The 18,036-nt window shown below is 58.9% G+C and carries 13 protein-coding genes and 1 pseudogene; 10 read left to right on the top strand and 4 right to left on the bottom strand.

The window, feature by feature from the left end; genetic code table 11:
• Positions 1 to 315: 315 nt before the first annotated feature.
• The 7 genes from glgA to AC1MEE_RS08205 all read left to right on the top strand — a co-directional run bounded on the left by glgA (position 316) and on the right by AC1MEE_RS08205 (position 12,177).
• A complete protein-coding gene (gene glgA, locus AC1MEE_RS08235) occupies positions 316 to 1,902 on the top strand; it encodes a glycogen synthase GlgA (protein ID WP_480414845.1) in 1,587 nt (528 codons plus the stop codon).
• Positions 1,903 to 1,915: 13 nt separating this feature from the next.
• The gene (gene treZ, locus AC1MEE_RS08230) at positions 1,916 to 3,772 is read left to right on the top strand and encodes a malto-oligosyltrehalose trehalohydrolase (RefSeq protein WP_480414844.1); all 1,857 of its coding nucleotides are present in this window, start codon (positions 1,916 to 1,918) and stop codon (positions 3,770 to 3,772) included.
• Positions 3,765 to 5,846 carry a 4-alpha-glucanotransferase gene (malQ, locus tag AC1MEE_RS08225; protein WP_480414843.1) on the top strand — a complete coding sequence of 694 codons (2,082 nt, stop codon included), beginning with the start codon at positions 3,765 to 3,767 and terminating at the stop codon, positions 5,844 to 5,846. Before treZ ends, malQ begins: the two co-directional genes overlap by 8 nt.
• Complete coding sequence (locus AC1MEE_RS08220; protein WP_480414842.1) at positions 5,843 to 8,656, top strand: malto-oligosyltrehalose synthase; 2,814 nt, start codon at positions 5,843 to 5,845, stop codon at positions 8,654 to 8,656. Before malQ ends, AC1MEE_RS08220 begins: the two co-directional genes overlap by 4 nt.
• Positions 8,657 to 8,673: 17 nt before the next feature.
• On the top strand, positions 8,674 to 8,988 hold the full coding sequence (locus AC1MEE_RS08215) for a DUF2934 domain-containing protein (protein WP_480414841.1): 315 nt from the start codon (positions 8,674 to 8,676) through the stop codon (positions 8,986 to 8,988).
• Positions 8,989 to 9,141: 153 nt separating this feature from the next.
• The gene (gene glgX, locus AC1MEE_RS08210) at positions 9,142 to 11,349 is read left to right on the top strand and encodes a glycogen debranching protein GlgX (RefSeq protein ID WP_480414840.1); all 2,208 of its coding nucleotides are present in this window, start codon (positions 9,142 to 9,144) and stop codon (positions 11,347 to 11,349) included.
• Between the two features lie 69 nt (positions 11,350 to 11,418).
• Positions 11,419 to 12,177 carry a PIG-L deacetylase family protein gene (locus tag AC1MEE_RS08205; protein ID WP_480414839.1) on the top strand — a complete coding sequence of 253 codons (759 nt, stop codon included), beginning with the start codon at positions 11,419 to 11,421 and terminating at the stop codon, positions 12,175 to 12,177.
• A gap of 51 nt (positions 12,178 to 12,228) precedes the next feature.
• On the opposite strand, the gene AC1MEE_RS08200 is transcribed toward AC1MEE_RS08205, so the two are convergent.
• Both AC1MEE_RS08200 and AC1MEE_RS08195 read right to left on the bottom strand, forming a co-directional pair.
• Positions 12,229 to 13,263: an alpha/beta hydrolase family protein gene (locus tag AC1MEE_RS08200; protein ID WP_480416182.1), complete on the bottom strand. Its 1,035-nt coding sequence runs from the start codon at positions 13,261 to 13,263 to the stop codon at positions 12,229 to 12,231.
• A 380-nt stretch (positions 13,264 to 13,643) separates the two neighbouring features.
• Entirely contained in the window at positions 13,644 to 14,255 is a 612-nt protein-coding gene (locus AC1MEE_RS08195) for an FMN-dependent NADH-azoreductase (protein ID WP_480414838.1), read from the bottom strand.
• Positions 14,256 to 14,383: 128 nt separating this feature from the next.
• On the opposite strand from AC1MEE_RS08195, the gene AC1MEE_RS08190 reads away from it, so the two are divergent.
• Both AC1MEE_RS08190 and AC1MEE_RS08185 read left to right on the top strand, forming a co-directional pair.
• Entirely contained in the window at positions 14,384 to 15,292 is a 909-nt protein-coding gene (locus tag AC1MEE_RS08190; protein WP_480414837.1) for a LysR substrate-binding domain-containing protein, read from the top strand.
• A gap of 27 nt (positions 15,293 to 15,319) precedes the next feature.
• Positions 15,320 to 15,664, top strand: coding sequence for an MmcQ/YjbR family DNA-binding protein (locus AC1MEE_RS08185; RefSeq protein WP_480414836.1), 345 nt, complete (start codon positions 15,320 to 15,322; stop codon positions 15,662 to 15,664).
• 13 nt (positions 15,665 to 15,677) lie between these two features.
• On the opposite strand, the gene AC1MEE_RS08180 is transcribed toward AC1MEE_RS08185, so the two are convergent.
• Both AC1MEE_RS08180 and AC1MEE_RS08175 read right to left on the bottom strand, forming a co-directional pair.
• Positions 15,678 to 16,061 (bottom strand): DUF1294 domain-containing protein, encoded by a 384-nt coding sequence (locus AC1MEE_RS08180; RefSeq protein ID WP_480416181.1) that lies wholly within the window; start codon positions 16,059 to 16,061, stop codon positions 15,678 to 15,680.
• 104 nt (positions 16,062 to 16,165) lie between these two features.
• Positions 16,166 to 16,996 carry an undecaprenyl-diphosphate phosphatase gene (locus AC1MEE_RS08175; protein ID WP_480414835.1) on the bottom strand — a complete coding sequence of 277 codons (831 nt, stop codon included), beginning with the start codon at positions 16,994 to 16,996 and terminating at the stop codon, positions 16,166 to 16,168.
• Positions 16,997 to 17,257: 261 nt separating this feature from the next.
• On the opposite strand from AC1MEE_RS08175, the pseudogene AC1MEE_RS08170 reads away from it, so the two are divergent.
• A pseudogene (locus AC1MEE_RS08170) lies at positions 17,258 to 18,034 on the top strand (cache domain-containing protein); the annotation flags it as partial.
• Positions 18,035 to 18,036 lie beyond the last annotated feature (2 nt).

Here is an 18,036-nt window from a genome sequence, read left to right as displayed (position 1 = left end):
GCGCTCCATAAAAGCGCAATCTGAGTGATAAATGCCTCCTTATCTGTCACTTCTTGAGGGATCGTGCGCCGCCAATCCGCATGCCAGACACCTGTAAAAAAAAAAGTAGAAACTTTCTACTTCAGTGGTAGGTCATGATGAAAGAGAGCCTAAGCTATTGGCGTAACCCGAGCTAAGGCTCTACACCTGTCCCGCTACCACGCAACCGGTAAATGGGTACCGATATTGCGTAGTGCTTGTGTGCCCGGCCATAGGACATGGCCAATAAAAACTCGAGTGATGCACCAACACTGTATTAATGGGAGAAAGAAAAAGATGATTAGCGCCGCTGTCAAAACCCAGAAGGGAGAGAGTTTTAACCAGCCGGCCAGCGAGCTGACCCATCTGCCGGTCTTCGCGTCGACGAGCGTCCCACTGCTGCAACTGCCAACGTCTCAGCCAAGCATTACTCTGACAAACAGACGGAAGATTCTGTTCGTCACCTCAGAGTTGGCTGATCTGGTGAAAACCGGAGGTCTTGGCGATGTGTCTGCCGCACTGCCGCGAGCCATGCGCCACTTGCACGATGTACGCGTGCTGATTCCCGGTTACCCACAAGTCCTCAATAGCGGCAACCCGATCCATATCATCAGTGAGCTGAGTGGCTACGCGGCCCTGCCCCCATGCAAGATCGGCCGAATGGATATGAAAGACGGCCTGGTGATCTATGTACTGGTCTGCCCTGAACTGTACGAACGCGAAGGCACGCCTTACGGCGATAACCATGGCCGCGACTGGTCTGACAACCATATCCGCTTCGCCCGCCTGGGCCTTGCAGCTGCCGACTTCGCTGCCGGCGCGGTGAAAACCCAGTGGTGCCCGGAACTGGTTCACGCCCACGATTGGCCTGCCGGACTGGCGCCTGCGTACATGCGCTGGCGCGGGCAATCCACCCCGACCATCTTCACCATTCATAACCTGGCGTATCAAGGCACCGTCAGCACCGGCTCCAGTCGCGAATTGGGTATTCCCGATCAGGCACTGGGTGCCGACGGCATGGAGTTTTACGGCAAGCTCTCATTCATCAAGGCCGGCATGGCTTACGCCAGTCACATCACCACCGTGAGTGCGACCTACGCCAAAGAAATCACTACGCCGGCGTTTGGCTGCGGGCTCGAAGGTTTTCTGCAAAGCAAAGCCCGTCAAGGGTTGCTCAGCGGGATTCCAAACGGCATCGATGCCAGCTGGGATGCCGCCACCGATGAACACCTGATTTGCCGCTTTGCCCCTAACGAATGGCAGCGCAAGGAGATCAACGCCGATCACGTCCGCGAGCTGTTCGAACTCGAACCGTCTCAAGGCCCTTTGTTTGCCGTGGTATCGCGGCTGGTATTCCAGAAAGGTCTGGACCTGACCATCGGCGTCGCCGAGCACATCGTCAATCAGGGCGGGCAAATTGCGATCATTGGTCGTGGCGAGCCAGAGGAAGAGGACGCCATGCGCGAACTGGCCCTGCGCTTCCCAGGCCAGATCGGCGTGCGCATCGGCTTCAACGAGACCGATGCCCGGCGCATGTTTGCCGGCAGCGATTTCTTGCTGATGCCGTCGCGTTATGAACCCTGTGGCTTGAGCCAGATGTATGCCCAGCGGTTTGGTTCGTTGCCAGTTGCGCGCAAAACCGGCGGCCTGGCCGACACCATCGAAGATGGCGTGACGGGCTTTCTGTTCGAAGAGTCGAGCGTGGAAAGCTACGCCGAGGCGCTGACGCGGGCAATCAAGGTCTTCGCCAATCCAGAGCTGCTCAATGCCATGCGCTGCCGCGCCATGGCCGCTCCGTTCAATTGGCATCAGGCCGTGGAGCCGTACGCCGAGCTTTACCAGGAACTGCTGAAAAAGAATGTGGGTGCGTCTGTTCATTATTAAAAGGGGTTAACGGATGCCTCTGCGCACGGATGAAAACTGGCGCCACGGCGCCGTATTGCTGGACTCCGAGCACACCCGGTTTGCCCTCTGGGCACCGGATGCCTATTACGTCAGTGTCGAGCTCGAGGACGGGCCGTCACTGGCTATGCTGCCGCAGAACAACGGCTGGTTTGTGTTGGAGACCCGCTGTTGCGCTGGCAGTCATTACCGCTACAACATCGATGGAGAGCTGGAGGTCCCTGATCCGGCTTCCCGTGCTCAGGTAGCCGATGTGCATTCCCCAAGCGTGGTGGTCGATCCTTTGGCCTATCGCTGGCTGCACACTGGATGGATGGGGCGGCCTTGGCATGAGGCCGTCATCTATGAACTGCATGTCGGGGTGCTGGGTGGGTACGCCGAAGTCGAAAAACAGCTGCCACGACTTGCCAAACTGGGCGTCACCGCCATTGAGTTGATGCCACTGGCACAATTCCCCGGCGGTCGTAACTGGGGCTACGACGGCGTATTACCTTATGCACCGCAATCGTCTTATGGCACACCCGAGCAGCTCAAACACCTGATCGACGCCGCCCACGGTCATGGCCTGATGGTGATTCTCGACGTGGTCTACAACCACTTCGGCCCGGACGGCAATTACCTGGGTCATTACGCCAAGGCCTTTTTTCGCGACGACGTGAAGACCCCCTGGGGCTCCGCCATCGACTTCCGCCGCCGAGAGGTGCGCGACTTTTTCATTGATAACGCATTGATGTGGCTGCTTGAATATCGCTTCGATGGGCTGCGCCTGGACGCGGTGCATGCGATCAAAGATCCCACCTTTCTCCAGGAGTTTGCCCACCGGGTCCGCCAACAGATCGATCCGCCCCGGCATGTATGGCTGACGCTGGAAAACGAGTTCAACGAAGCCCACTTGCTGGAACAGGGCTTCGATGCACAGTGGAACGATGACGGTCACAACGCTCTACACGTCCTGCTGACCGGCGAAAGCGATGCTTACTACGCCGACTTCGCCCATGAGCCGACGCACAAGCTGGCCCGTTGTCTGAGCCAAGGCTTCGTTTACCAGGGCGAAAGTAATCGCCACGGTCATAACCGCGGCCAACCCAGCGGACACTTGCCACCCAGCGCGTTCGTGCTGTTCCTACAGAATCACGATCAAATCGGCAACCGCGCCTTTGGCGAACGGCTAGCGCAATTGAGCGAAGGCCCGGCGTTACGTGCGGCCACCGCCCTACTCCTGCTGTCACCGATGATTCCGCTGATGTTCATGGGCGATGAGTGGGCCGCGAGCGAGCCATTCCTGTTTTTCACCAGCCACCACGGCGAATTGGCCGATGCGGTGCGTGAAGGCCGTCGTAGCGAATTTGCCGATTTCCCGGCGTTTGCCGACGAAGAACAGCGCCAGCGCATCCCCGACCCCAATGCCCACAGCACGTTCGAGGCGTCGCGACCCGACTTCAATGCCCTGCGTCTGGAAACCGACAGCCTGAAAACCGACAGTCCGGAAACCGACAAAGGTACCGATCATCAAAGCTGGCTTGCGTTGTACCGACAACTGCTAAGTATTCGCCATCAAGAAATCATCCCGCGTCTGCCGGGAGCTCAGGCCTTGGGGACCGATATGCTGGATGAAGGCGCGATCACGGCGCGCTGGCGCATGGGTGATGGCAGTGTGTTGCGCATCGACCTGAACCTTGGCACACGTCCTCTCGATCTGCTGCCAGCCAACCGGCCTGTCATCGGCCCGGACAGAGTTCTTTTCGAAACACTGCCCAGCGCGGCAGAACTTTCCCAACAGGGCACCCTCAATCCCTATACGGCCATTGCCTACCTGATCGAGACCGATGTTCTGGAGGAACAGGATGAGTAATGAGCAACTGCACATTTTAGCTGTCCGGGCCGGCCTGGCTGTCGATTGGGTCGACGCCAACGGGCGACCACAAACCGTCAGCCCAGAGGTTTTGCGCAGGGTACTCGATGGCCTGGGTTATCCCGCTGACAGGGCGGATGACATTAGAGCCAGCCTGCAACGCCTGAACGATGCCAGTCAGCAAAGCACCGCACCGCCGCTGCTGACGGTCGATCACGGTCACACGCTGGATCTATCGACATGGTTCGCGCCAGAAACGCCTTTTGTGCTGGAACTCGAAGACGGGGCCACACTCAACGGCAGATTAACTGTCACCGCCGAACTGCCCGCGTTGGCGCCTGTGGGGTATCAGCAACTGAGCATTGCCGGCCAGTATTTGACCCTGGCCGTCGCTCCGGCGACCTGTTACAGCATGGCCATGGCCACTGAGACGAGCGTCCCACGCGTCTGGGGACTGACCGTACAACTGTATTCGCTGCGTCGCGAGGGCGATGGTGGGTTTGGCGATACTCAGGCACTGGAAGCCCTGGCCCGCTCCGCCGGTGAACGAGGCGCCGATGCCTTGGCCATCAGTCCGGTGCACGCAATGTTTGCCAGCGACACTCAACACTACAGCCCTTACTCGCCGTCCAGTCGGTTGTTTCTCAACGGGTTGTACTCCGCGCCAGGCGCCATACTCGGGGAGCGAGCGCTCAGGGTGGCTATCAGAGAAACCGGGCTTGGCGCAGAGTTTGAGCGCCTTGAAGCGTTGCCGTTGATCGACTGGCCGAATGCCGCTGCCGCCAAGTGGAAGCTGTTGCATGCGCTGTATAAGGGCTTTTGCAGCGGGGCAAACCCACTGCATGAAGATTTCAACAGCTTCCGGCACCTCGGTGGCGAAGCGCTGGACAACCATTGCCGGTTTGAAGCCTTGCAAGCCGAATGCGCCACCCGTGGCATGAGCCGGGATTGGCGAGAATGGCCGGACGACTTCAAGAATCCGCGGAGCGAGGCAATGGCCGAGTTCGCGGTCGACCATCAAGAGCAAATCCGCTTCCATGCCTTCGCCCAGTGGTTGATCGCTCGCAGCCTGGAACGGGCGCAGATTGCTGCGCGCAGTAGCGGGATGCGCGTCGGCCTGATCGCCGATCTGGCTGTGGGTGCCGACGGTGCCGGCAGTCAGGCCTGGAGCCGACAGGACGAGCTGCTTTCGGCCCTCACCGTCGGTGCGCCCCCTGATATCCTCAACCGCGCCGGGCAAAGCTGGGGCATCTCGGCGTTCTCGCCGGACGGCCTGAAGCGCCATGGTTTCCGCGCGTTTATCGAGATGCTGCGAGCCAACTTTGCTCATGCCGGCGGTTTGCGCATCGATCACGTTATGGGCCTGCAAAGGCTCTGGGTGGTACCGATGGGATCGCCGCCCAGCGAAGGCGCGTTCCTCAATTATCCGCTGGACGACATGCTGCGCTTGCTGACTCTGGAATCCTGGCGTCACAAGGCCGTTGTTCTCGGCGAAGACCTCGGCACCGTCCCGGAAGGTTTGCACGACAAATTGTCGGGCCGGGCAATTCTTGGCATGCGCGTGCTGTTATTTGAACAGGATCACAACGCTCACTTCAAACCGATTTTGCAATGGTCCGATGAAGCCCTGGCGATCACCAGCACCCATGACTTGCCGACGCTGGCCGGTTGGTTGAGCGAACTGGATATCGAATGGAACAGCCGCCTCGGCCATATCGACGAACAGACTGAACGCAATTGGCGGGAGGGCCGCCGGCGCGAACGCCAGGGCCTGCGTCACGCCTTGAGTCAGGATTGGGCCAACTTCGGCGGCGACCTCAGCGAAAGCGCACAAATCATCGATGCCAGCATTCGCTATCTGGGCCATACCCGCGCGCCGTTGGTGTTACTGCCCATGGAAGATGCGCTGGGTGTCGAGGAGCAATCCAACCTGCCCGGCACCATCGATAGCCATCCCAACTGGCGCCGACGTCTGCCCGGAGACAGCGCGAGTCTGCTCGATGACGAAACGGCCGCCCGACGTCTGGAGCTGCTGTCCCAGTCGCGCCTGCAAGCCGGGGAGCGTGACCAATGAATGCACCCCTCACGCCTTTACAGCCACTGAGGGCAACGCAGCGCCTGCAATTTCACAGGGATTTTACCCTCGACGACGCTGTGCCCTTGGTGCCCTACTTCGCCAGCCTGGGTATCAGCCATCTCTATGCCTCGCCGCTGTTCAAGGCCCGCGCCGGATCGATGCACGGCTACGACGTGGTCGATCCGCGCGTGATCAACCCGGAACTGGGCGGCGAACCGGCGCTACAACGCTTGGTCAGTGCCCTGCGTGCGCAGGGCATGGGCCTGATCCTCGACATCGTTTCCAATCACATGGCGGTCGGTGGCGCGGACAACCCATGGTGGCTCGATTTGCTGGAATGGGGCCGCAGCAGCCCCTATGCCGACTTTTTCGATATCCAGTGGCATTCGCCAGACCCGCTGTTGGAAGGCCAAATGCTGCTGCCGTTTCTCAGCAGTGATTACGGCACAGTGCTGCACGCGGGCGAGATTCCACTGCGATTCGATGCCGTGCACGGTGCTTTTCATATCGAGCATTACCAGCATCACTTTCCAATCAACCCGACGACCTACGCCCCGCTACTCAGTGCCGCCCAGCATCCGCAATTGAGCGAACTGACCCAGCGCTTCGCCGCGCTCGAACACTATCCGCAGGCCTACGAACGGGCCCGCCAGGCGCGTGCCGAACTGGTGGCACTGGCGCAGCAGCCCGACATCCAACAGGCCATCGAGCTAGGTCTGGCGCAGTTCGACTCCCGCCAGCCAGACGGCTTTGATCGTCTTCATAAATTGCTTGAACGTCAGCACTATCGCCTGGCCAGTTGGCGCACTGCGGGCGACGACATCAATTGGCGGCGTTTTTTCGATATCAACGAACTCGGTGGCCTGCGTGTCGAACGCCCTACCGTGTTCGAAGCTACCCACGGCAAGATCTTCGAACTGATCAGCGAGGGCCTGGTGGACGGCCTGCGCATCGATCACATTGATGGCCTGGCCGATCCGCGCGGGTATTGTCGCAAGCTGCGACGTCGGGTTGAGGGGTTGCTGGCCCAGCGACCGGCCGCTGCACAGTTGAGTCATTTGCCGATTTTCGTCGAGAAAATTCTCGGCCCGGATGAGCAACTGCATCAAGACTGGCGCGTCGACGGCACCACCGGCTACGAATTCATGAATCAGGTGTCGTTGTTGCAGCATGATCCCAAAGGCGAAACGCCTCTCGGCGAGCTGTGGAGTCGGCTCAGCGAGCGTACCGCCGACTTCAATCTGGAAGTGCTGGAGGCACGTAATCTGGTGCTGCATGGCACCCTGGCCGGCGATTTCGAAAGCGTCGCCCAGGCCCTGCTGCAAGTGGCCCGCAGCGACCTGATGAGCCGTGATTTGACCTACGGTGCGATTCGCCGGGCGTTATTGGCACTGGTGGTGAACTTCCCGATTTACCGCACCTATATCAGTGCGTGCGGGTGCTCGGCCGAAGACGATCGCTTCTTCCAGCAAGCGCTTGAAGGTGCCCGGCTCAACCTCAGCGAAGCCGATTGGCCAGTGCTTGATTACCTGCAACGCTGGCTCGGTGGCCAGCCGTGGCGCAAATTACCGTTGGGGCGCTTGCGCAAAATTCATCGTCACGCCTGCGTACGCTTTCAACAACTGACCTCACCGGTGGCGGCCAAGTCGGTAGAGGACACCTCGTTCTATCGCTCAGCAGTGTTGCTCTCGCGCAATGACGTGGGCTTTCATCCACAGCATTTCAGCGCAGCCACAGCCAGCTTCCATGACGCCTGTCTGCGTCGCGCCGAGACCTTTCCGGACAATCTGCTGGCAACCGCCACCCATGACCACAAGCGCGGCGAAGACAGCCGCACACGGCTGGCGGTGTTAAGCGAGTGCGCCGGCTGGTACGCAGAGCAGGTCGGGCATTGGCGGCAATTGGCGGCACCGCTCAAGGGCGAGGAGATCAGCATCGGCGCGGGTGACGAACTGATGCTCTATCAGACGTTGCTCGGCAGTTGGCCGCTGCTGCTGGGTAGCTCGCCGCAGGACCCAGAGGGCGAACAGGCCTTCAAGGATTACGCTGAGCGCCTGGTGAAGTGGCAGGAAAAAGCCCTGCGCGAAGCCAAATTGCAGAGCAGTTGGAGCGCTCCGAATGAGCCCTACGAAAACGCTTGCCGGGACTTTCTCAATCGTCTGCTATTGGCCCCAGAGGGTTTGGCACTACGCCAGTCTGTCGGTGCAACAGCGAGCCGTATCGCGACCGCCGGGGCGCTTAATAGCCTGACACAAACGTTGCTGCGCATGACCGTTCCCGGCGTGCCTGATCTGTATCAAGGCACTGAGTTCTGGGACTTCAGCCTGGTCGATCCGGACAATCGCCGCCCGGTGGATTACCCCGCTCGTGTGCGCGCCCTCGAACAAACCCTCAGCCCTGAAGCGTTGTTGGCGCACTGGCAGGATGGGCGGATCAAACAAACGCTGATCGCTCGCGTGTTGACCCTGCGTGCCGAGCACTCTCTACTGTTCAGTCGCGGGAAATATCTGCCTTTGCAGGTGGTCGGCCTGTATGCCGGGCAGGTCGTGGCGTTTGCCCGAGTGATCGACGGGCAGCACGCCATCGTTATCGCGCCGCGACTGACCACTGAACTATTGGGCACCGCACAAACTCCATTGATCAATGCGGATAGCTGGGGCGACACACGAGTTATGTTGCCCTTCGCTGATTCAGGCTATTGTTGGAAGGGACTATTTTCAGAGGTTGTAGTCACAACTGAAAAGACGCTGTTGCTCAGTGCAGCGCTCAAGGATTTTTCTGTAAACCTGATTGTTCAAACTGTGTAATACCTGGGAGTGCCGAGATGAGTGCAGACGAAAAACGTATCCGAGAATTTGCGTATCAGATCTGGGTGTCAGAGGGTCAACCTGATGGCCAGGAAGAACGCCATTGGGAGATGGCCCGCAAGCTGGCTGAAGCCGAAGCATTGGCGCCGGATAAAGCCTCTGCGCGCAAGGCGGCCAAACCCAAGATGCCAAAGGTCGACGGCGCTGGCGATGCGACGCCTGTTGTTGCCAAACCAGCCGCAAAACCGGCTTCCAAGTCGGCCTCCAAACCAGAGGCTGTTCCCGCGCCCGGCAAAAAGCCCCGCGCACCGGGCAAGTCGTCTGCGACCTGACCTTTAAGTACGGCGAAGTGTATTACCGCAGGGATCGCATTAAACCCGATCGTCCCTGCGGTCGTTCTAACAGAATAACCAACATCGGAGCTACCAAGGCTGCGATGGCGGTTTCGGCCGCTTTCCAGAAATCATCCGACGCCGGGTATGTATATGAGCACGCAGCACCCCAACACCTCGAAAGATAAGGGTAAAGAACCCCCTAAGGCTGACGCGCCCAAAACCGAGCAGCCGCAACCCGTTGTCTCGCGAATCCGTGAAGGCCTGCCCTTCCCTCTGGGTGCTAACTGGGATGGCTTGGGCGTCAACTTTGCATTGTTCTCGGCCAATGCCACCAAGGTCGAGTTGTGCCTGTTCGACGCCGCCGGCGAAGTCGAACTCGAACGCATCGAGCTTCCCGAATACACCGATGAAATTTTCCACGGTTATCTGCCCGACGCCCATCCCGGGTTGATCTACGGCTACCGTGTATACGGCCCCTACGACCCGCAGAACGGGCACCGCTTCAATCACAACAAACTGCTGATCGACCCCTACGCCAAACAACTGGTCGGAAAACTGAAATGGTCTGAATCGCTGTTCGGCTACACCATCGGCCACCCCGATGGCGACCTGAGTTTTGATGAGCGTGACAGCGCGCCCTTCGTGCCCAAAAGCAAGGTGATAGACCCCGCTTACACCTGGGGCCGCGATCAGCGGGTCAACGTGCCCTGGGACCGGACTATCCTCTACGAAACGCATGTGCGCGGCTTCACCATGCGCCATCCATCCGTACCTGAAGAGCTGCGAGGCACCGTCTCAGGGCTGATGGTCGATGACGTGATCGAGCACATTCGCAAGCTCGGCGTCTCCTCAGTGGAATTGCTGCCGATCCACGCGTTCGTCAATGACCAGCACTTGCTGCAAAAAGGCATGACCAACTACTGGGGCTATAACAGCATTGCCTTCTTTGCCCCGGACCCGCGTTACCTGGCATACGGCAAGATCGCCGAGTTCAAGGAGATGGTCGCACACCTGCACCATGCCGGCCTGGAAGTGATTCTCGACGTGGTCTACAACCACACCGCCGAAGGCAACGAGTTGGGCCCGACCCTGTCGATGCGCGGCATCGACAACGTCTCCTACTACCGCCTGATGCCTGACGACAAACGCTTCTACATCAATGATTCCGGCACCGGTAACACCCTGGATTTGAGCCACCCCTGCGTGCTACAGATGGTGACTGACTCGCTGCGTTACTGGGCGACGGAAATGCACGTCGACGGCTTCCGCTTTGACCTGGCGACCATTCTTGGCCGTTATCACGAGGGTTTCGATGAGCGCCACAGCTTCTTGGTGGCCTGCCGTCAGGACCCCGTGCTGCGTCAGGTGAAGATGATTGCCGAGCCATGGGACATTGGGCCTGGCGGCTATCAGGTCGGTGGTTTTCCGCCCGGCTGGGTGGAATGGAACGACAAATTCCGCGACACCGTGCGGGCGTTCTGGAAAGGCGACGACGGCAAACTGGCCGACATTGCCGCACGCATGACCGCCTCAGGCGAGATGTTCAACCAGCGCGGGCGCCGACCTTATGTGTCAGTCAACTTCATCACTGCCCATGACGGTTTCACTCTGCACGATCTGGTGTCGTACAACGACAAGCACAATGAAGACAACGACGAAGACAATCAGGACGGCAGCGACAACAACCTGTCCTGGAACCATGGCGTCGAAGGGCCGACGGATGACGAGGAAATCAACGCCCTGCGTTTGCGTCAGATGCGCAATTTCTTCTCCACCCTGTTATTCGCCCAAGGCACGCCCATGGTGGTGGCAGGGGATGAATTTGCCCGCACCCAGCATGGCAACAACAACGCCTATTGCCAGGACAGCGAAATCGGCTGGGTCGACTGGGACCTGGATGAGGACGGCAAGTCGCTGCTCAGGTTCGTCCGACGCTTGATCAAGCTGCGTCTGTCGTATCCGATCCTGCGGCGTGGGCGCTTCCTGGTCGGCAATTACAACGAGGAAATCGGCGTCAAGGACGTGACCTGGCTCTCGCCCGACGGCAATGAGATGGGCATCGAACAGTGGGAAGACGGCAATGGCCGCTGCCTGGGCATGTTGATGGATGGCCGCGCACAGGTCTCCGGCATCCGCCGCCCCGGTGCCGATGCCACGCTGCTGTTGGTGGTCAACGCGCATCACGAAGTAGTCAATTTCAAGCTGCCCGAAGTACCCGAGGGCATTTACTGGACCTGCCTTGTGGACACCAATCAGCCAGACAGTCATGGCAGGGAGCAGCTGCAATTTGATACGGAGTACGCCGTGACGGCTCGTTCCTTGTTGCTGTTCGAATTGCATCGAGAAGAGCAGGCATGAGTCAGAAACAAAAAACTCACTAGCAGGTGGGTCAGGTATTGACCCTCTACCGACAAGGATGTAGGCACTGTGAACGTAAATCTGATCTTGAGCAAAGGTACATCTCTTCACGCCTGGCACCATTCGAAAAGCCTGGCTCAACTGCCGGTTATCACCGCCGAGATGCTGGTGCCGGCCGGCTCCCGCGCAGTGATCATTGCCCCTCACCCCGATGACGAAGTGTTGGGCTGCGGCGGTCTGATGCGACAACTGGCGCAGTTGGGGCGATCCATGCAGCTGATTTCGGTGACCGACGGCAGCGCCAGTCACCCAGGCTCGACGAGCTGGCCGATGGAGCGTCTGAGCGTGATCCGCCCGCAGGAAAGTGCTGAAGCCCTGCGTCGTCTGGACCTGCCGCTGCACAGTTTGAAATGGATTCGTGGCGGTTTTACCGACAGTGCCGTCGCCAGACAAGAGCTAGCGCTCGCCAATTTCATCGAGCGTTACCTGCGCCCTACCGACGTGGTATTCGCCCCCTGGGATCACGACGGCCATTGCGACCACGACGCGGTCGGTCGCGCGACCGCCAGAGCGGTTGCAGCCGTTGGCGCGCAGTGCCATGAAGTGCCGATCTGGGCCTGGCACTGGGCGCAGCCGGAGGATGAGCTGATCCCCTGGCAACGTGCCCACAAGATTTTGCTGGACCCGGTGACGGTGGCGCGCAAACGGCATGCGGTCCATGCATTTGCCAGCCAGTTGCATAGCGATCCCGAGATTGGCCTGCCAGCGGTGCTGACGGCTGACGTGCTGGAGCGTCTGTTGTTGCCGTTCGAAGTGCTGTTTCTATGAGTGTTGCCTGATGATCGTTCCCGCGCTCCCGCGTGGAAACGATCATCCAACCTATTCTTGATGCGCCGTCTGCATACCCGCGCGGCTCGGCTGACTCAACGCATCACCGAAAAAACGTATGGCGTCGACGCTCAGGTTGCGGTGAATATCCACTCGGTCGACACCCTCTGCATCCGTACACAGACCCGGCGTGGTCACTTTCTGCTCTTCGGTGCAGGGCGCCAGAAATACGAAATGCCCGGCTCCGGCCAACAGTTTGAAATTCGGTGCCTGAGGCAGTTTGCGCGCCAGCGCTTCGGCATTTTTGTCCAGGGCCAACAATTGATCGCCGTCGCCGCTGTACAGCAGTACCGGCACATGCACGTCGGCCAGGCTATGGCGGCCGAACATCAGGCTCAGCGGCGCCATCAACATCAACGCCCCGACGCGCGGATCCGCTTCAGCGCGCAGATCATCCCGATCGGCAATCAACTCACCCTGAGTCTTGCAGGCGTCACGATCCAGCGGACGCTCCGTGCAATATTTACGCAAGCGTTTCAGATCGGGTTGAGCACCGGCCAGGATCAGCGCGGTTTCGCCACCGGCTGAATAGCCGATGACGCCGACTTGCTTCGCATCGACATAGGGCGACAGCAGCGGGTCGATCAGTGCAGCACTGATAGCTTCAGAAATCTGCAATGGCCGCCCATATAGATTGCTCAAACTGCCCAAACGGCTGTGATCGAGATAGTTATCACCCGGATGGATCACCGCGACCACGACAAAACCTTTGCGCGCCAGGGAGGTTGCCAGGTCATGCAGGGCCAGCGGTGTCCCGGTGTTGCCATGGGACAGCATCAGGAGCGGGAAACGGCCCATGGCAATGGCTGCGTCCTCACTGGCGTCAATCTGGTAGCCATCGATCTTGCTGACTTTTTTCGAGTCGGTCGAAGGATAGAAAGCAATCGCGCTCATCGGCTGTAAATCCAGCGGATCGAGGAACGTCAGGCGATGAAACCCTGCGCTCCAATGGGTGCCTGCTTCGACTTGCACTGAAATCAGGCTTCCAAGCAGGCATATCAATATCACTGCACAAAGACGCACCATCATTAGGCCCAACCTTTGTAGATCCAGATTAAGTCACGTATGCAGTCTGCTGCGAGTTTCCGCGCTCTTCACCGCTCCGCGCATTCGGCGCTTATAAATATAAGAGTAGCTGCCCGACGAGTAGTGCATAAGCCGGGCCAAAGGCTGAAAAAAACCTGAGGACACGCTTTTAATCGCCAAACCGCCGGTAGCGCACCGAATTAGGGCAAGCTTACTGCGATTACAGTCAAGTTGCCCGTAAGGAAGTCGTCAATAATGATGGGCTGTCGCAAATAGAGTGAGAAAGGACGCCAAACGAAAAAACTCCGTAGCCCTTTGCGTCACGACGCAGGGGCTACGGAGTTTCAGTGGGGCGGTGTTGCCCTGTGAGGCAGAGCCGATTACGCCGTGGCGAACAGTTCCTCGCTGATCTGCTTCTGAGCAGCGGTCATGGCATTGGCGCGCGGCTCGTCACCGTAGGCCAGGCCGTGGGCAAAGATGAATTGCAGGTCAGTCACGCCGATGAAACCAAACAGCACCTTGAGCAGGTCTTCGTGACCGACGCTGGTCGGTTGGCCAACGTGCAGACCACCGGCAGTGGAGACGATGATGACTTTTTTGCCGCCACACAGGCCTTCAGGACCGGTTTCGCTGTAGCGGAAGGTACGACCGGCAACCGTGACACGGTCGATCCAGGCTTTGAGTTGGCTTGGAATGGTGAAGTTGTACATCGGTGCGCCGATCACAACCACGTCGGCTGCCAGGAACTCTTGCAGGGTGGCTTCGTTCAAGTCTACTTCGGCCTGTTGTGCAGCGTCGCGAGCTTCGCTTGGCGTGCCGGCAGCAGCAAGGCTGGCAGCAGAAAAGTGGCCCAATGCATCGCTGGCCAGGTCTCGGTAGGTCACTTGGCTGTCAGTCTCGACCGCTTGCCAGGCCTGAACGACGCTACGGCTGAGTTGACGGGAAGCAGAGTGGTCGCCAAGGATGCTGGAATCGAGATGCAGAAGTTTCATAGGGCTCTCCAAGTAGGGATCGCCACCAGGCGACCAAGTGCGGATAATCCTACAGTGCAAACCAATAGCTGATTAGTCAGCGAAAATGCGATAGTTCGTCCCATGTATAGAACAGTCGGGTCATCTGCATGCAAGATCTCAACGATCTCTATTACTTTGCCAAAGTCGTCGAGGCAGGCGGCTTCGCGGCCGCCGGGCGCTTGCTGGGCATTCCCAAGTCCCGCCTGTCTCGACGCATCGCCGAGCTGGAAACCCGCCTCAACGCCAGCCTGCTACAGCGCACCACGCGCAAACTGGCGTTGACGGCGGTGGGTGAGCGTTATCTGCAACACTGCCAAGCCATGTTGCTGGAAGCGGAAATGGCCGATGAAGCGGTCGCTTCACTGTCGGCTGAACCCCGTGGTCGGCTGCGGGTGTCTTGCCCCGTCGGTCTGATCCATTGGAACCTGACCAACGTGATCAGCGACTTTCTCGGAAACTACCCACAAGTCCAGCTGGAAATGCTGTTGGTGAATCGACGTGTCGACCTGGTCAACGAGGGTATCGATGTAGCGTTGCGAGTACGCGACATCGGCGATGAGGATCCGAACCTGATCGTTCGCCAGCTGGCACCGGCCCTCGCCGCGCTGGTGGCGTCGCCGGCACTGCTGGCCGGCCGGGTCATCAGTCACCCCCAGGATTTGGCGAACCTGCCGGTATTAGGTGCCATCGAGGCTGATCGCAAGGTCCACTTTCAATTAGTCCACAACAGCGGGGAGCGTTGCGAAGTGGCAATGGAGGCGCGTCTGGCCATCGACGATTTTCCGATTCGTAAAGCAGCAGCCTTGAGCGGTCTGGGCCTGACCATGTTGCCGATGATGAATTGCCAGGAGGAGTTGGCTGACGGTCGCCTGATTCAGTTGCTGCCCGAATGGTCACTGCCTGGCGGCAACCTGCAAGCGGCTTATACCCAGCGTCGAGGTATGCTTCCAGCGGTACGGGCATGGATTGATCACATCTCTGCGGCATTCACCGCTGACCTGCGCTGTCATGACTGATGGCCATCGATCGATAAGGAGACAAGGATGAGCCCAGAACAAGTCGCACACTTTTGCCTGCAGCTGCCGGGTGCCCGTGAGGATTACAAATGGGGCGGCACCCGGGTGTTTTCAGTGGTGCAAAACAAAATGTTCGCGGTGCTTGATCTGGCGGGTGCCGGGTTGTCGTTCAAGGTCGGGGCCGAGTTGTTCTTGGGCTATGTCGACCGGCCAGGCATTCGACCCGCACCGTATCTCGCCCGTGCGTACTGGATCAGCATCGCCCCGCCCTACCCCCTGAGCGACGATGAACTGCAAGACTTGCTGACACGCTCGCACCAGTTGGTAGTGAGCAAGCTGTCCAAGATTCGACAAGTCGGTTTGAAGGTGTGACGTGAAGCCCGAATCAGTAGAGGTGCCGAGCCAGGTAATGGCTGCCCAGGAACAATCGGTCAATCCAGAACACCTGATGCAACAAGACGATCAGCCAGAACACCGCCTGATAAGAGAGTTTGCGGGTTTTGTGCCGAAAGCGTTGCTGGGCGAGCAACGCACCCGGCCAGCCGCCCAGCAACTCGGCACCGTGCAAGAATTTTTCCGGGGTGCGCCAGGTGTCATTGCGTGCCTGGCTTTTATCACGCCAATAAAGGAGGAAGGTCAGCAGGCTCATCAATACATAAACACCGGCCGGGATCGCCGAGACGCCCCTGGCCAACATCGACAACGCGCCAAACCCCGGCAACGCGCACAGTGCAAAAAAGCTCAAGAGCTTGAGCCATGGATGCTGCATCGGCTGTTTTACCCGACGGGAATCGGCACGGGGCCTGACTCCACCCAGTGTAGCTTCACGAGGCTTGCCTCGAGAGCGAACGCGTTGGTCCATCGGTCTTATCCTTAAGCGGCTACAGAGGCCCAGTCGATCCAGCCGAACTTCCAGCTCGCCAGAATCAGCAGACCGAACCCGATCCTGTACCAAGCGAACGCCGCGTAGCTGTGGCTGGCGATGAACTTGAGCAGGCCACGCACCGCGATCATCGCGAAAATGAACGAGGCGATGAAGCCGATGGCGATCACCGGAAAGTCATCAGGCTGGAACAGATGACGGTATTTATAGCCGGAGTAGAGTGCTGCCCCGACCATGGTCGGCATGGCCAGGAAGAACGAAAACTCGGTAGCGGCCTTGCGCGACAGGCCGAACAGCAGCCCACTAATGATCGTCGCGCCGGAACGCGAGGTACCGGGGATCATCGCCAGACATTGAGCGCAACCGATTTTCAGGGCATCGACCCAGGTCATTTCATCGACGGTTTCGGCATGCACCACATGCTCACGGCGTTCGGCCCAGAGCATGATCACCCCGCCGATGACCAGTGCAGTCGCCACCGTGATCGGGTTGAACAGGTACTCATGGATCAGGTCAGCGAACATGATCCCGAGCACTACGGCCGGGAGGACAGCAATGATCAGATTAGCGGTGAAACGTTGCGCTTCGCGCTGTTTAGGCAGCCCGATGACCACCTCGAGAATCTTGCGTCGAAACTCCCAGACCACGGCCAGAATCGCCCCGAGCTGGATGATGATGTTGAACGCCATTGCCCTTTCACCACCAAAGCCGATCAAGTCCGCGACAATGATCTGATGCCCTGTGCTGGAAATCGGCAAGAACTCCGTCAGCCCTTCCACGACGCCAAGTATCGTTGCCTGTGCGGCGGTCCAAAGATCCATCATTCCTCCATGAAGCGATGCTCTTGGCATGCCCCTTTAGAATTTTTTAATCGATTGCGTACGAGATACTCAACGGGCGTCACGCCGACTTGATGAGTGCGAACACCTGAAAAAGCCGCGCCTCCCTCATGTTTACTCAAACAGCGCCGAAAACCTGTCAAACATGACGAGTTAACGCTCTAGCGTGAACAGTGTGACGCATGCTTTGATGCGGTTGCATGACAGAAAATAACAAAAACATGCATAAAGGAGCGGAATGTCATGAATAGCTTGCGCAGTGTGTCGATCAGCCGTCGTTTGTGGCTGATCCTGGTGGTATCTGTGCTGATGCTGTTGACGCTTGGGATGTTGATGCTCAAGCAGATTCACACCGACCTGTATGCTGCCAAGGCCGAAAAAACCCACCAGCTTGTAGAGACCGCCAGCGGTTTCCTCACGCACTTCCACGATCAGGAAATCGCCGGCAAACTCAGTCGCGAGCAGGCCCAACAGCAAGCACTGACCGCGGTGCGCGGGTTGCGCTATGCCCGCAACGAGTACTTCTGGATCAACGACCTGCGGCCGGTGATGATCATGCACCCGGTCAATCAGAAGCTCGAAGGCCAGGACCTGTCCGCCATCAAAGACCCGGACGGCGTTGCCTTGTTCAACGAGATGGTCGCCATCGCCAAAAGCAAAGGCGCAGGCCCTCTGAACTACCGCTGGCCCAAGGCGGGCTCCAGCGAACCCGTGGAAAAAACCTCTTATGTGCAATTGTTCGAGCCTTGGGGCTGGATCCTGGGTTCAGGCGTGTACATCGATGATGTGCAGGCAGAGTTCTACGCACAGGTGTGGAAGGCTTCAATCGCGGGCCTGAGCATTGCGCTGATCATGGCGCTGCTGGTGGTGATGATTTCCAAAAGCATTGTCCGTCCGTTGCAGAATGCAGTCGATGCCATGGCCAACATCGCCAGCGGTGAAAGCGACCTGACACGCAGCCTGGATACCCATGGTCAGGACGAAGTCACGCAGCTGGCCACCCACTTCAATGCCTTCACCAC

The sequence above is a fragment of the Pseudomonas sp. ASL3 genome (assembly GCF_056680425.1).
Note: the sequence above shows the minus strand (reverse complement) of the source record. Positions and strands in the feature narration are given on the sequence as shown.